The sequence below is a fragment of the Pasteurella sp. WM03 genome (assembly GCF_004570945.1).
Classification (GTDB): Bacteria; Pseudomonadota; Gammaproteobacteria; order Enterobacterales; family Pasteurellaceae; genus Rodentibacter.
On record NZ_SPPO01000001.1, the window covers coordinates 15,205 to 30,426 of the forward strand.

At 40.7% G+C, this 15,222-nt stretch carries 17 protein-coding genes; 6 read left to right on the forward strand and 11 right to left on the reverse strand.

Going from position 1 to position 15,222, the window contains the following annotated elements:
- The first annotated feature begins 19 nt into the window (after positions 1–19).
- From E4T92_RS00065 to E4T92_RS00080, 4 genes are all read left to right on the forward strand, one after another.
- Positions 20–919, forward strand: coding sequence for a homocysteine S-methyltransferase family protein (locus E4T92_RS00065; RefSeq protein WP_135092945.1), 900 nt, complete (start codon positions 20–22; stop codon positions 917–919).
- A 41-nt stretch (positions 920–960) separates the two neighbouring features.
- Positions 961–1,542 carry a uracil-DNA glycosylase family protein gene (locus tag E4T92_RS00070; protein WP_077540498.1) on the forward strand — a complete coding sequence of 194 codons (582 nt, stop codon included), beginning with the start codon at positions 961–963 and terminating at the stop codon, positions 1,540–1,542.
- A gap of 26 nt (positions 1,543–1,568) precedes the next feature.
- Positions 1,569–2,984 (forward strand): basic amino acid/polyamine antiporter, encoded by a 1,416-nt coding sequence (locus E4T92_RS00075; protein ID WP_135092946.1) that lies wholly within the window; start codon positions 1,569–1,571, stop codon positions 2,982–2,984.
- Between the two features lie 249 nt (positions 2,985–3,233).
- The gene (locus E4T92_RS00080) at positions 3,234–4,541 is read left to right on the forward strand and encodes a nucleobase:cation symporter-2 family protein (RefSeq protein WP_135092947.1); all 1,308 of its coding nucleotides are present in this window, start codon (positions 3,234–3,236) and stop codon (positions 4,539–4,541) included.
- Between the two features lie 59 nt (positions 4,542–4,600).
- Here the strand turns inward: E4T92_RS00080 and E4T92_RS00085 are convergent, their stop codons facing one another.
- The 4 genes from E4T92_RS00085 to ccsA all read right to left on the reverse strand — a co-directional run bounded on the left by E4T92_RS00085 (position 4,601) and on the right by ccsA (position 8,151).
- On the reverse strand, positions 4,601–5,065 hold the full coding sequence (locus E4T92_RS00085) for a threonine/serine exporter family protein (RefSeq protein ID WP_077540530.1): 465 nt from the start codon (positions 5,063–5,065) through the stop codon (positions 4,601–4,603).
- Positions 5,066–5,067: 2 nt separating this feature from the next.
- Positions 5,068–5,838, reverse strand: coding sequence for a threonine/serine exporter ThrE family protein (locus E4T92_RS00090; protein WP_135092948.1), 771 nt, complete (start codon positions 5,836–5,838; stop codon positions 5,068–5,070).
- A gap of 116 nt (positions 5,839–5,954) precedes the next feature.
- Positions 5,955–7,217: an HlyC/CorC family transporter gene (locus E4T92_RS00095; RefSeq protein ID WP_077540490.1), complete on the reverse strand. Its 1,263-nt coding sequence runs from the start codon at positions 7,215–7,217 to the stop codon at positions 5,955–5,957.
- 148 nt (positions 7,218–7,365) lie between these two features.
- Positions 7,366–8,151 carry a cytochrome c biogenesis protein CcsA gene (gene ccsA, locus E4T92_RS00100; protein WP_135092949.1) on the reverse strand — a complete coding sequence of 262 codons (786 nt, stop codon included), beginning with the start codon at positions 8,149–8,151 and terminating at the stop codon, positions 7,366–7,368.
- A 137-nt stretch (positions 8,152–8,288) separates the two neighbouring features.
- Between ccsA and ffh the strand changes: the two genes are divergently transcribed.
- On the forward strand, positions 8,289–9,677 hold the full coding sequence (gene ffh / locus E4T92_RS00105) for a signal recognition particle protein (protein WP_135092950.1): 1,389 nt from the start codon (positions 8,289–8,291) through the stop codon (positions 9,675–9,677).
- Positions 9,678–9,789: 112 nt separating this feature from the next.
- Here ffh and E4T92_RS00110 read toward each other — a convergent pair whose 3' ends face one another.
- The 7 genes from E4T92_RS00110 to E4T92_RS00140 all read right to left on the reverse strand — a co-directional run bounded on the left by E4T92_RS00110 (position 9,790) and on the right by E4T92_RS00140 (position 14,669).
- The gene (locus tag E4T92_RS00110) at positions 9,790–10,020 is read right to left on the reverse strand and encodes a YgjV family protein (RefSeq protein ID WP_135092951.1); all 231 of its coding nucleotides are present in this window, start codon (positions 10,018–10,020) and stop codon (positions 9,790–9,792) included.
- Between the two features lie 124 nt (positions 10,021–10,144).
- Positions 10,145–10,474 carry a branched-chain amino acid transporter permease gene (locus E4T92_RS00115; RefSeq protein WP_077540483.1) on the reverse strand — a complete coding sequence of 110 codons (330 nt, stop codon included), beginning with the start codon at positions 10,472–10,474 and terminating at the stop codon, positions 10,145–10,147.
- Positions 10,471–11,193, reverse strand: a complete 723-nt coding sequence (gene azlC, locus E4T92_RS00120) for an azaleucine resistance protein AzlC (RefSeq protein ID WP_077540482.1) — start codon at positions 11,191–11,193, stop codon at positions 10,471–10,473. Before azlC ends, E4T92_RS00115 begins: the two co-directional genes overlap by 4 nt.
- 9 nt (positions 11,194–11,202) lie before the next feature.
- Positions 11,203–12,129, reverse strand: coding sequence for a LysR family transcriptional regulator (locus E4T92_RS00125; RefSeq protein WP_135092952.1), 927 nt, complete (start codon positions 12,127–12,129; stop codon positions 11,203–11,205).
- A gap of 103 nt (positions 12,130–12,232) precedes the next feature.
- A complete protein-coding gene (locus E4T92_RS00130) occupies positions 12,233–13,576 on the reverse strand; it encodes a porin family protein (RefSeq protein WP_135092953.1) in 1,344 nt (447 codons plus the stop codon).
- A 62-nt stretch (positions 13,577–13,638) separates the two neighbouring features.
- The gene (locus E4T92_RS00135) at positions 13,639–14,256 is read right to left on the reverse strand and encodes a factor H binding protein domain-containing protein (protein WP_135092954.1); all 618 of its coding nucleotides are present in this window, start codon (positions 14,254–14,256) and stop codon (positions 13,639–13,641) included.
- Positions 14,257–14,294: 38 nt separating this feature from the next.
- Complete coding sequence (locus tag E4T92_RS00140) at positions 14,295–14,669, reverse strand: hypothetical protein (RefSeq protein ID WP_077540478.1); 375 nt, start codon at positions 14,667–14,669, stop codon at positions 14,295–14,297.
- A gap of 142 nt (positions 14,670–14,811) precedes the next feature.
- On the opposite strand from E4T92_RS00140, the gene E4T92_RS00145 reads away from it, so the two are divergent.
- A complete protein-coding gene (locus E4T92_RS00145; RefSeq protein WP_135092955.1) occupies positions 14,812–15,195 on the forward strand; it encodes a helix-turn-helix transcriptional regulator in 384 nt (127 codons plus the stop codon).
- The last annotated feature ends 27 nt before the right edge of the window (positions 15,196–15,222 follow it).

Consider the following 15,222-nt stretch of genomic DNA (forward strand, 5'->3'; position numbering starts at 1 on the left):
ATTATCCGAGAATAGCACTATGTCAAACATCATCATTCTAGACGGCGGTATGGGGCGTGAATTAGCACGCCGTAAAGCACCTTTTAAACAGCCCGAATGGTCGGCACTTGCCCTGTATCAACAGCCAATCGCCGTTCAATCTGTGCATGAGGATTTTATCAAAAGTGGCGCACAGGTGATAACCACTAACAGTTATGCTGTTGTGCCTTTTCATATTGGGGAACAACGTTTTCAGGCTGATGGAAAAATGTTAGCGGATCTTGCCGGGCGTTTAGCTAAAAGTGCGGTTGAAAATTCGGGTGTTTCACCTATCAAAATTGCTGGCTCTATTCCGCCGTTATTCGGTTCTTATCGTTTTGATTTATATCAGCCGAACCGCGTACAAGAAGTTGCACAACCGATCATTGACGGGCTTTCGCCTTATGTGGATTTTTGGCTGTGCGAAACCCAAAGTTCCGCTACCGAACCCCAAGCGATCAAACCTCTATTGCCTAAAGATACACGCCCGTTTTGGGTTTCTTTTACCTTACAGGATGATGAACCCACTGATGTCCCCCGCCTACGTTCCGGTGAAACAGTGCAAAGTGCGGTCGAAAAAATGATCGAATTGGGCGTGGCGGCAATTTTGTTCAACTGTTGCCAACCTGAAGTCATTCAACAGGCTTTGCTCGTCACACAGGAAACATTGAAAACCCGTCATGCAACAAACATTCGTATTGGCGCTTACGCCAATGCTTTTCCTCCCCAACCCAAAGATGCAACGGCAAATGAGGGGCTTGATGAAATCCGAGCGGATCTCACCCCACAACAATATCTAGTGTGGGCGGAAAAATGGGTTGAAAGCGGTGCGACCATTATTGGCGGCTGTTGTGGTATTGGCCCTGAGCATATCGGGGCATTAGCGGAAAAATTTAGCTAGTCTGAACAACAGTCCATAAAACGAAATAAATTAAACTGATTATGCAAACGATCAATCAAATCAAAACGGCGATTATCAATGATCCTCAAAATCAAGATTTCACCGTTCGCCATATTGAACCACTTTTTGCCGCCCCTAGCACTGCTCGTATTAACATTGTCGGTCAGGCTCCCGGTGTAAAAGCAGAGCAAACCCGTCTTTATTGGAACGATAAAAGTGGCGATCGCCTGCGTGAATGGCTAGGTGTTGATCGTGATATGTTTTATCATTCGGGGGTGTTTGCGGTAATCCCTATGGATTTTTATTATCCGGGCAAAGGTAAATCAGGCGATTTACCACCACGCAAAGGTTTTGCGGAAAAATGGCATCCTCAAATTTTAGCCACTTTACCAAATATTCAGCTCACACTCTTAATCGGGCAATATGCGCAAAAATACTATTTACCGCAAAATACCTTAAACGTGACGGAAACAGTAAAAAACTATCGTGAATTTCTACCGCACTTTTTTCCTTTAGTTCACCCATCACCACGCAATCAACTTTGGTTACAAAAAAATCTATGGTTTGAACAAGCTGTGATTCCAACATTACAACAATATGTGAAAACCATTCTATCCCTTTAATTTTTATCATTTTTTAGGAAAGCATAATGTCAAATAAAAAAATTGGCTTATTGTCTCTGACAGCATTAGTGTTGAGCTCAATGATTGGCTCGGGTATTTTCAGCCTACCGCAAAATATGGCGGAAGTTGCCGGCTCGGAAGCGCTCATTATTGGTTGGACGATTACGGGCATAGGAATTATTTTTCTCGGTCTCTCGTTCTTTTTCATTTCCCGACTTCGCCCCGAATTAGACGGTGGTATTTACACCTATGCACGAGAAGGTTTTGGCGATCTCATGGGATTTATGTCTGCTTGGGGCTATTGGCTCTGCGCCACTATCGGGATTGTGGGTTATTTAGTGGTTGCCTTTGAGGGATTGGGTACGTTCACCGATAGCGAAAGTGCGGTGATTTTCGGGCAGGGAAATACTATCGCTTCATTTATTGGTTCTTCAATCGTTGTCTGGCTTGTACATATTTTAATCGCCAAAGGGATAAAAGAAGCGGCAACCGTGAACCTTATTGCCACCTTTGTGAAAGTTTTTCCCCTGTGCTTGTTTATCATACTCGCCCTATGGTTCTTCAGCCCTGAAACATTTAACCATGATGTAAAAGCGACCGCGTTAAATAATCATGTCTCCGATCAAGTAAAAAACACCATGTTAATCACTCTGTGGGTGTTTACCGGCGTGGAAGGTGCGGCGGTATTATCGGCACATGCAAAAAAACGTACGGATGTCGGGCTGGCCACCGTATTGGGAATTGTCATCGCCCTTGCCTTATATGTGGCAATCACCGTGCTTTCCTTAGGAATTTTACCCCGTGAAACGATCGCTACAATGTCAAATCCCTCCATGGCAGGTTTGCTTGAACATATGATCGGGAGTAGCGGAAAAATCATCATTACCGCTTGTTTAATTGTCTCGGTAGTCGCCTCTTATATTAGTTGGACAATGTTCTCTGCCGAAGTACCTTATCGTGGCGCTAAGAACGGTGCGTTCCCGAAAATCTTCGACAAACTCAATGAAAACAACACGCCAATTCACTCCCTTTGGTTTACCGGATTTGTCGTACAACTTTGTTTGTTATTAGTTTTGCTGACAGGAAAAAGTTATAACGCTTTATTATTGATCTCCACTTCAATGATTTTAGTGCCTTATTTTTTAATTGGCGCCTATTTATTAAAGCTCTCCATTCAACAAAATGCCCCTTGGTATATTAAACTCACCGGCTTAATGGCATCGCTTTACGGTTTGTGGATTTTATATGCCGCTGGGCTGGATTATTTGCTACTTTCCGTATTACTTTATGTACCGGGAATTGGATTATTTTTATATTCTCGCTATCAATACCAAGGCGGAAAATTCAATTTAAACAAATGGGAGAAATTAGTCCTCGCCATTATTGCAGTTCTCTTTATTTGGGCAGTTTATAACGCCTTTACTAATGTTGATTGGGGCTAAGCAATCCATTAAGTGCGGTCAAAAATCAGTATAGTAGGGACACACTGCGTGTGTCCGTTATAAAGCCAAATCATTTCAATAGGTTAAAATTCGGACACACGCAGTGTGTCCCTCCCCCAAACAGATTTGTGCAACTGCTACATAATAGCAATAATCTTAACCTCACTTTTACTCTACAAAAGCAAACGTTTTCCTTATATAGCACTTTAACGTATAATTCGCGCTTTCTTTTACATAAGGACCCAAAATATGAACAACCAACTCCTCTACTCCGTTGAAGATAAACCGCCTTTTGGATTGAGTTTATTGCTTGCCGCACAACATTTATTAGCCGCACTGGGGGGAATTATCGCCGTGCCATTGGTGATCGGGAATGTTTTAAAACTCCCCACAGAAGATACGATCACATTAGTGAACGCCGCATTATTAATTTCCGGCGTGGTCACAGTGATTCAATGTCGTGGTCTAGGTCCAATTGGTATTCGCTTACCCAGTGTGATGGGAACCAGTTTTACCTTTGTCGCCGCCGCCCTCGCTATTGGTTTCAGCGATTATGGTGCCGCAGGGATTTTAGGGGCTTCCTTAGTCGGCTCTTTAGTGATGATTATCGGTAGCTTTTTTATGCCTTATATTCGTAAACTTTTCCCACCGGTTGTCACCGGCACAGTGGTGATGATGATTGGCTTGAGCTTAATTCCTGTTGCGGTGGATTGGTTTGCCGGCGGTCAGCGTGGTGATGCCAATTATGCCACGCCGGAAAATTTGATGATGGCAAGTTTTGTCTTGGTTATCGTTGTTGCGTTGGTTCAATGGGGGAAAGGTATTTTCTCCGCCGCCGCTATTGTAATTGGAATGATGACAGGCTATGTTCTCTGCCTTATTTTAGGTTGGGTGAATTTTGACGGTGTGGAAAACGCCCAAACCTTTGCTGTTCCCCAACCGCTTCACTTTGGGCTTGCCTTCCCTATTTCAGGTATTATCGGAATGTCCATTGCTTATTTAGTCACAATCGTTGAATCTAGCGGCAATTTCCTTGCATTGGGAAATGCCACTAATACTGAAATTACCGGTAAACATTTACGTGGCGGTGTATTGGCAGATGGTTTAGGCTCGGCTTTAGCGGCGATTATGTCCACCACACCGTTTTCTTCATTCTCTCAAAATATCGGGGTTATTTCTCTAACCGGCGTGGCAAGTCGCCATGTGGTCGCATTAACCGGTGTGTTATTGGCATTAGCAGGATTATTCCCTGTATTTGGTGCATTAATCGTCTCTATCCCTCTACCGGTACTCGGTGGTGCAGGCTTAATGATGTTCGCCATGATTATTGCCGCGGGAATTCAAATGTTGGATAAAGTGGAACGTAGCAAACGCAATGGCTTAATTATTGCTATTTCAATCGGTTGCGGTTTAGCGGTCACCACCCGTCCGGAACTGCTTGATAAATTACCGCACTTTTTCAAAGAGGTATTGGGATCAGGCATTACGGTTGGCTCACTATTGGCATTGATATTGAATTTAATTTTGCCGGAAGATAAACAAATCACAAAAGAATAATGAGAAAAAACACGCAATGATGCTATGCAAAAATGCGTGTTTTTTTAATCTGTGAGGATTTATACCACAGGTTTTTGGCGATAAAAAATCAATCCGGGCAACGCAAGCCCAAAAACCAACGCCCCTAAAATAAAGGCGGTGTTAATAAATGAGCTGATCATTTGCTCCAAAAGTTCATGAGAATAACCATAGTGATGAATTTGTACTATCGAAATCATCGCTTTATAAGCATGCACGCCCGGAATCATGGGAATGATCGCCGCCACCGTAAATGCCTTTGGATGTGCCAAATAACGGTGTGATAAATGCACGCCAATAAAGCCGATAACACAAGTGGCAAAAAAGGTTGCAAAAACAATAGGCACATTAATGTGTAAAAGTAATGTGCGTGTTACATGCCCTAATGCCCCTAAAATCGCACAATATTTTAACGCCTTAAGCGGCACATTAAATGCTAAGGCAAACCCCACCGCCGGAATGGCGGCAAAAACCATATCATCAAACAAACTCAATAGAAACATCATCATTAATGCCCCCATGTCGTGATATGTAACACACTTAATGCCAACACAATACCAAGGCAAGCCCCAAAGGTCAGAACGGTGGCAACTGTCCAACGCCCTAACCCCATATTGACATAGCCTTTTAAAATATCTGCCAACGAATTAATTAATGGGAATCCCGGTACAAGCAACAACACGCTGGAAGCTAAGGCGATTTGCGGATCATTTCCCCATTGATATTTCAAACTAACACCGGAAATGAGGGAAGCCACAAACGCCGTAATCGCAAAAACAATAATCGGATTATAATGATGTTTTGATAATTCTTGCCGGACAAACATCGCCACGGAGGAAGCCAAAAAAGTAATGAGGCAAATCAGCCAATCGCCTCCCGACAGATGTGCAAAAGAGGCGCAAGATAAACCAATCATAGGCACCACCAAAGCACGGTGATACTTCAAAGGATTTAAATTATCCAGTTTCTTCTGTGCCAGATCCAAATTGTATAATTTATGCTCTACCGCAATCACAATACGCTGTACTTCAGTCACCATTTGCATATTGATGCCTTTATCAGTATTTTTCCGTACTGTGGTAATGCAATGGTGGTTTGAAAGGGTTGTAATCACCACCGCATTTGCCGTAAGGGCACATTCTACACTTTCCACCCCAAGAGCGATTCCTAAACGTTGTGCCATTTGCACCACCACCGTGCTTTCCGCCCCATGTTGTAACAACAATAATGCCGTTTGTACACAAGCACGTGTCACGCCCCGTTGATACGCTTGTTCCATATCATCCTTATACCTAGAATTAATTAGATGAATTATAGACAGCTTGATAAAAAACGGTGTAAAAACAAACCGCACTTATGATCCAAATCAAAAGTGCGGTCAGTTTTTTGTTAGTTTTAGAGTTTAACGACTTTAGCCTGTTTAATCATATTATCTGCCACTTCAAGAATAGTGATTTGCAAACCTTCGATTTCACAAACTGTGCCTTCATCAGGAATTTCCTCTAAGTGTTCAAGAATTAAACCATTGAAGGTGCGGGCATCTTCGGTATCTAATTCCCACCCAAACATTTTATTCAAATCTCGCAGATTCGCCGAGCCATCAATAAGCATTGAGCCGTCTGATTGTTGTACCACTTCCTCGTCAATAGTCGGCGCAGTAGAAGTGGTAAAATCACCGACAATTTCTTCTAGAATATCCTCTAAGGTCACTAAGCCTTTAATATCACCATATTCATCTACAACTAAGCCTATACGCTCTTTATTTGCACGGAAGTTCATTAACTGCGTTTTCAATGGCGTGCCTTCCGGAATAAAATACACTTCGTCCGTAGCTCGAATTAAGGTTTCTTTAGTAAATTCATTTTTCTCAAGTAATAAACGGAAAGCTTCACGTACACGTAAAATACCCAATACATTCTCGTCTAAACTTCCTTTGTACAGCACCACACGATTATGCGCCGCATGATTCAGCTGACGCATTATTGCTTTCCATTCATCATCAATATCAATACCGCCAATTTCATTGCGAGGCACCATAATGTCATCTACGGTGACAGTGCCCATGTCAAGAATAGAAAGTAACATTTGAGGATGTTGCTCATCAGGCGTAGCTTCTCCAGCTTCAGTCACAATACTTCTTAATTCTTCATGGCTAATCACCTGTTTTTGCATATCCGGTTTTAGCCCTATTAATCTCATTAAGGATTTCGTAAAAATATTCATTAACCAAACGAGTGGATAAAAGACTTTTAGCAGAAAAGATAAAATATGGCTTGAAAATAACCCGACTTTCTCAGGGTACATTGCCGCAACGGTTTTCGGGAAAATTTCAGAGAAGACCAGCATAACAAAGGTTAATAACCCTGTTGCTATCGCCACACCGGCATCGCCATACAAACGCATACCGATCATTGTCGCAATTGCGGAAGCACTGATATTGACAAGATTATTGAAAATAAGAATAAAGCTTAATAAGGTGTCAGGTTTCTCAAGCAATTTCTCCGCTTTTTTCGCCCCTTTATTATTTTGTTCGGCAAGAAAACGTAAGCGATATTTGTTCAGCGAAAGCAAGCCGGTTTCAGAGCCGGAAAAATACGCCGATAAAACTAAACAGATAATGAGAGTGATAAATAAAGTACTAAGGGGAATACTATCCAAGAGTTGATCCTTTTTGTTTGTTAATCATCATCCGTAAATTGTGTGGGTTTACAAAATTTGTGGGATTACAAATATTTTATGTGCCACACGTTATTTTCACACAGCTACGGTTCACAATAATAAAGGCGAATCTCTATTCGCCCTATTTTTAAATTAACCGACTGCCAAAATAAGCAATCGTGAGAAAAATGATACCTGAAATGGCGTAAATAATCATCCTTTTTCCTCGCCATCCTAATCGCCAATGCCCAAATAAGGCAATACCAAATATCAGCCAAGCTAAAAATGAAAACCCTGCTTTATGGATGTTTTCTGTCGTCAGCGCACTGAGCGAATGATACACACCGGAAATTAACGTCAATGTGAGAAAACCTTCCCCTAATGCAAATAATTTGAAGAAATGGCGTTCAACAGTGAGGAGTGAAGGCATAATCGGTGAAAACAGCATTTTTTTGGCTTTTAAACGATAATCAATCCATCCAATTTGAATCGCATAAAGTGTCGCAATAAAACATACGGCATAGGTAAAAATGGATAAGCCAATGTGAAATAACATCGCTGAATCTTGATTTAATAGCTGAATAATATGGCTTGGCATAAAAGTAGCTAAAATCAAGTTTAAAACAGAAAAAGCAAACACAATGGGCAATAAAAACCAAATAGAATTGACACGCAATATTGCCAAGGTGGCAAGCGCTGCAATGCTCACACTCATCAGTGAACCAATTTGCATCAATGTGAAAATATGATCTTCCGCTAAATTTTGTAAAGAAGGATATAAACTTGCTACATGAAAAATAATCGCCAAAAGTGCGGTCAAAAACAGCAGTGTTTTTTTAGGGCGATATTGAACATTATCAGTTGAGGTAAGTAATGGTGCGATCATCAACACACTTATCAGATAAAACAAAATCGAAAATACGGCAAACCACATAATTTGAGCAAGTTTATTGAGAATGTTTTACATTTTAACGATCTCCCAGGCAATTCGCCATAAATTTATTTGAAATGATGAAAATCCCCTAAATTTCGGTATAATCACGGCAATTTTGGCTAAAAAACAGGATTAATATGTTTGAGAATTTATCTGATCGCCTTTCGAAAACCTTACGCAATATCACAGGGAAAGGTCGTTTAACGGAAGATAATATTAAAGAAACCCTACGTGAAGTACGCATGGCACTGCTGGAAGCAGATGTCGCATTGCCGGTGGTGCGTGAATTTATCGCCAAAGTAAAGGAAAGTGCATTAGGCGAAGAAGTCAATAAAAGTTTAACTCCGGGGCAAGAATTCTTAAAAATCGTACAACGTGAGCTTGAAAAAGCCATGGGTGAAGCGAATGAAAGCCTAAATCTCGCCACCCAGCCACCGGCAGCCATTTTAATGGCGGGTTTACAAGGTGCGGGGAAAACCACCAGCGTGGGAAAATTGGCAAAATTCTTGCGTGAACGCCATAAAAAGAAAGTATTGGTTGTCTCCGCCGATGTGTACCGCCCAGCGGCGATCAAACAATTGGAAACCTTGGCACAATCCGTGGGGGTGGATTTTTTCCCTTCTGATGTCAAACAAAATCCGGTAGAAATTGCCAAAGCCGCCCTTGCAGAAGCAAAATTGAAATTCTACGATGTTCTCATTGTAGATACTGCCGGTCGCTTACATGTAGATGGCGAAATGATGGATGAGATCAAACAAATCCACAATGCGTTAAATCCAATCGAAACCCTCTTTACCGTTGATGCGATGACAGGGCAAGATGCGGCAAACACCGCCAAAGCTTTTAACGAAGCACTACCACTCACAGGGGTGATTCTCACTAAAGTGGATGGCGATGCTCGTGGCGGGGCGGCATTGTCAATCCGTCAAATTACAGGCAAACCGATTAAATTCCTCGGTGTTGGGGAGAAAACCGATGCCCTTGAGCCGTTCCACCCTGATCGTGTTGCCTCGCGTATTTTAGGCATGGGCGATGTGCTTTCCCTTATTGAAGATCTTGAACGCTCGGTAGATCGTGAAAAAGCGGAAAAAATGGCACAAAAATTCAAGAAAGGTGATACCTTCACCCTTGATGATTTCCGTGAACAGTTGATCGAAATGAAGAAAATGGGTGGAATGATGTCCATGTTGGAAAAACTCCCCGGAGCGAAAAATTTACCTGATCACATCAAAAACCAAGTGGACGATAAAATGTTCATAAAAATGGAAGCGATCATTAACTCTATGACTTTAAAAGAGCGTGCCAATCCCGACATCATCAAGGGTTCCCGCCGCCGTCGCATAGCATTAGGTTCTGGCACACAAGTGCAAGATGTGAACAAATTACTCAAACAATTTGATGAAATGCAACGTATGATGAAAAAAATGCGTAAAGGCGGAATGGCAAAAATGATGCGGGGAATGCAAGGTCTAATGGGAGGAGGCTTGGGCGGTCTTGGTGGTTTAGGGGGAATGTTTAAACGTTAGACAAATAAACTCCCAAAACAAAGTGCGGTTAAAAAACGGATCGTTTTTCGACCGCACTTTTAATCAAGCTTATCTATTTCAGCCATCCCATAAACTAGTTAGTTCAAGCCATTTAAACGGGCCATTCTTTCTTCAAACGGTAAAGTTGATAAAGATTTACGCAAACAAGGAAAGTATTCAATACCGCCACAGGATAGGCATCAATAATAATGCCATAAATCACAAAAAGTACATCACCAATACTGTTGACTATACGCAAATGGACGATCGATTTAAATAAAAACGATGTTGCCACAAAAAACGTTGCCATATAGCCCAGCAATTCTATTGTGTTCAATTCCATTAGTGCTCCGCTCTTTCATTAAAATAAATGTGTTGAATAATAAAAGATTTAGATTAAAGGGAAAAGAGGCGAAACAAAGGCAACCGATTGCCCCACAAGGAATGTTTATTATTCCCTCAAAAAATTATATAAAGATAGTCTGAACCAATAACATATAAAATATCGTACCTACTGCAATAGATAGAAACATATTCTTTTTCCAAAAATGTAGCCCTAACACCAATGCACCTGCCAGAAAATCAGGTATGCCATGGTATCCATTTAACACATCAATATTTTTATAACAATAGACAACCAACATACCAAACATCGCTGCCGGTAGTACCTTTCCAAGATAGCGGATATATTCTGGAATTGGGCGATTTGCCGGAAAAATCCAGAAAGGCAAAAGGCGGGTAAATTGCACGGCAAGTACGCAAACACTAATCGTAATAACCTGCTCCGTTAATGTCATTTTAACGCCTCCAATTTACTTTCCATTTTGGGACGACGCAGCGTCAAAATTGACCAAATTCCGATTAAGGTTGGAATTAAAAAATGCTGTTTTCCCACAATGAGCAGAGAAATCAGGGCAATACCCAAACCAAGTAAAGAACTTTCATGGGATTTTTCTTTCATCCAATTTTCCGCAAAAATCACTAGGAAAAGCGCGGTCATGGCAAACTCAACACCCTTTAAATCAATAGGAACAATCTCTCCGAATAAATTACCTATTGCGGCTCCCAATACCCAATAAATATGCAGATATAAACTCACAAAGAACATATACCATCCTTTGTCTAAGTGCGGTGGAATATTTGCCATATAATTCAGCGAGAAAGATTCATCAACCAAACTACTGATTAAATACCAACGCTTTTTGCCAAGATGCACGCCATATTTTTCTAACATTGAAATGCCATAGAAAATTTGACGTCCACTCACCATGAGTGTAATCAGCAAAACACTGAGTGGAGAAAAAGGGGCGATTAGTGCAGCCGCCGCAATAAACTCCACCGACCCGGCATAAATCAATAATGCCATTAATGTGGGATACCAAACACCAAAGCCAAGCGCTTTCATATAAATGCCATATGCCACGCCAAGAAATAAAAATCCTGCAATCATCGGGGCACTATAAGGCAGTGCAGCTTTCGCAGCTGTACGAATAGGATGTGATTGAAAAAATTCCATTGATAATTCTTATTCTAAAACTGATAACCCGGGTAAAGTGGAAAAACTTTGAGATTTAACGGTTTGATAAAAATCTTCCATATAAGCGAGACTTTCATCTTCTTTTCGAATGGCAGCATATAGGTTGCTATGCAATCCTTCTTGCGTCACTTTTCGAGCGACTACATAGCCTTTTTCAAGATATGGCAATGCGGCCCAATAAGGCACTGTCGCAATACCACGGCGACTCGCCACGAGCTGGATCATCGCGATGGTAAGCTCTGTAGTTCGGCGTGTGGGATTAATTCCTTTTGGTTTCAATACCTTACGTAAAAGATCCAACATATCGTCCGGCACAGGATAAGTAACCCAAGTTTCATCGGCAAAATCTTCGGCTTGCCAAATTTCTTTCGCAGCCAAGGGGTGATCTTTCGAGCAAATGCCGACCATTTCATAAGAAAAGAGCGGTTTAAAAACCACCTCATTATTTGCTTCAATCTCAGACACAATCGCCCAATCTGCCCGATGAGAAAGTAATAAACCGACGGGATCGGTGTGAAAGCCTGAGACAATATCTAACTCGACCAAGCCCCAATTCTGACGAAATTCATCCATCGCCGGCATAAGCCAATCAAAACAAGTATGACATTCCACCGCAATACGCAATTGCCCAGCCTCACCATGTTTAACTCGGGTTAAATCACGCTCCGCATCAATCACTTTAGGCATCACGTCGTTGGCAAGGCGAATCAAACGTTCGCCAGCAGCAGTAAAACGTAGCGGATGACTTTTGCGTTCAAATAGGGGCAAACCAAATTGATCTTCGATAAGTTTTATTTGATGTGAAAGTGCAGATTGAGTGAGGTAAACCCGTTTTGCCGCCGATGAAACACTGCCCGTTTCTTTCAAAGCAAGCAGCGTTTTAAGATGTCGGAGTTCAAGAAATGTTGGCTTCATGAGTACTATTCATAAAATGCTAAAAATGAATAAATACTATCATACCGAAAAAACAGGAAAGTTAAAGGGCAAGAATGAATGGATATTTCACAAAAATTATCCGTCAAAAACGTTTCTCAAAAACAAGGTTAATATTACTTTGCTTGTAAGAATACATTTGGGGGATATTACTATTTTGCTTTTTCCATATAAATTGTAGCTTCGGCGTGATACCCCATAAATGCCAATCCCGCTTCCAAAGTAACATATGCAAAGAATAAATATGGTCTTTTCTCACCTTTCCAAAAGAAAAAAAGTCCAAATTTCCCAGTTTTGCCGTATCTTTATATGCTCTTTTAATAAAGGATAAGCCAATTTGTGAAGAAATCCCCCCTTGCCATTCTTGCCCCCAGCCAGCCCGAAATGCGTGACTGTCTGAACTATATTGCCGAACTTTCGTTCTTTCGGACACCACATCCGTCCCCAAATAAAAGTGAAGTTTTGGATTAATGAACCAAGCTAAAGTGGAAGAAAACAGCCGACTATGTCCATTTAACATCAGCTCATCAAAATAATGCTGTTTAGCAAATTCAAATGATAAAGAAAGCCGCCAATTTGGGCTGAACCAGTAAGCATTTTCCAGTGAAATCCCATTATTCCAACGATAGGATTTATTGCCATACCAGCGTTTTTCATAGAAAGGTTTAATCCGAAAGGTATTATTGGCGACTTTATAAGCATACCCGAGAGAAGTGCGGTTAAAAATATCATCATATTTGTGATTATCCCAATAGCTTTTTCCTACAAAGAGATTGGTCAGAGAAAAATAGTGAGATCCGACTAAATTAAAATCTCTGTTCACATTTAAATAATAAGAAAAACCTTGTGCTTTTTGCGGGAGCATTCCCCCTGATTTACTTAATGTGGCTTGGTTGGATAAACGGATATTTTCAGCATCAGATACATTATTGACATTTTTTTCTTTAACATAGTGAATCGAAAAATCAATCTCCCACCCCGCCTGTTTTGCGAGATTTTCAAGATAGTGCTCAACTAACCTTCTGCTATCCTCCGGCAATTCTGGGTCGGATTTTATTTTTTCAAATTGTTCTTTCGCAGCCTCATTCTGTTTTTGATAAAAAAGCGTGATCGCTAATTCCAATCGAACCGGAGTGAGAGTCGGATTTTCAGCTAATACTTTTCTATAAAGTGTAATGGCTTGTGAGTAATCTTTTTGTAAGAAAGCGACTCGTCCGGCCGCGACTCCAGCCAAACGTGCATTATGTTCAGAAAAATTTCTATAATTCTCTAACAAAATATTTAAATCTTGTGCATTTAATTGATATAAATTTTCTGAAAGCACTTGTTCCACTTGCTTGAAATTCATTCCTTTTTCAAAATAAAAAGATTGTGCTGCCGAAAAACGAGAAATAAATAAAAAAAGCAAGGCAAAAGAAAATTTCTTCATTATTTACTCATCATAAAAATAGGCGGACTATTTCCGCCTATTCAATCATAAAGAAAAAATAATTAGCGATAACCACCAAAAGATGTGTTTAATGCCGGGTTATTGGAAAACTCAACTAGCCCAGCGGCTTCTTCTGCATTTGGCCCAAATAATCCGCCTTTATAATGTCCACCATTATTAAAAATCACACTTGCTTTACCAGAAAATTGGCTACCCTTTAAATCTGTTTCATGTAAAGTAATATCCCGCGCCCATGGCATTTCTATTAGACCCGAGACTTTCTTCGTATCAAAATTAACATTCAATGTTGTTTTACCATCTGCTTGAACACCATCAACAGTATCTGCAATCAGGTCTCCACGTGTACGAACAGCATGCCCGGTGTAGGTTGCCGAACCTCTAGGCAATCCGCTTTCAGGTGTTGATGTACCTTGATAACGAATTTCTTGACGGGTTTTACCATCATTCACCCAAACACCATAAAATGAGTGGTTTTGGTTATAGCCAATAAGTTTGCCGTCCATGGTTTCCGCTCTCACTAAACCCTTTGGAGTATTTGTAAGATCTACCTTTGTTCCATCAGGCGTTTCGGCAGTGCCCGCACCACCACCGCCACCTGAGCAAGCAACAGCAACTGCAGATAAGGTAAGAATTGAGAGTAACTTAATTTGTTTTAGCATAATGATTTCCTCATAGGTTATGGAAAGGATATTAATACTCACGACTTTGTCGCACTTTTACTTCGTTTCGTTTTAGCTACTGTTTTAGAAGAGGCCTTAACCTTTTCTACACCAGCTCTGTCTTCAATTGAGGTTTCTTCCCGCTGATTCATTTTTGCACTCGGGCGTAAATGAGGGGGAATTCCCCAACGAAAACCATCTGCTTTCATGCAGGCCTCAACTAAAGTTCGATCTTTTGTCGGATCAACCTTGTTCATTCCTACGTTATACACGCAAGAAGCATATTTACTCTGAGCTTCTTCATCTGTTACACCCAATTTATACCAACGTGGCTCCGGTTGATGTGGAACAACGCAACCTGCTAGTAACATGACTGTTGCAAATACACCTAATACTTTTACTCTCTCATTCATATTGATTCCCCTAGGTAAATTAATTTACAAAATAATCATTCAAATTGTACAAATAAAAATATACAACTTAAAAGATATAAATTCAAGCGTATAAATCACAAAAAATATCACTCAATGCGTAAAACAGTATGGGAGTGAAATAATGTCAAAATTTATGGCGGCTGAAGTAGATAGTGCAATTGGTAAACGAATTCAACAAAGACGTAAAGAAATAGGCTTAACAGCTGAAGTGTTGGCGGAACAAATAGGCGTATCGCAGCAGCAATTTTCACGCTATGAGAGAGGAGCAACTAAAATTAATGTCTCACACCTTGTAAATATTGCCGTTATTTTAAATACACCGATTGATTGGTTCTTCGCGGATAGTAAAGCAGAAAATTTAACCTTTTCTAATGAAACACATTACACGCCTCTGCGGACAGATTCACTAAAATCCAGACTGGATTATCATTGGAAACATCTATCTCATTCTCAGAAACGCAATCTTATTAACTTTTTAGATTCGGTTATAAATAATAAGCCTTAATTTCCATTAAGGCTTTCAAATTTAAAA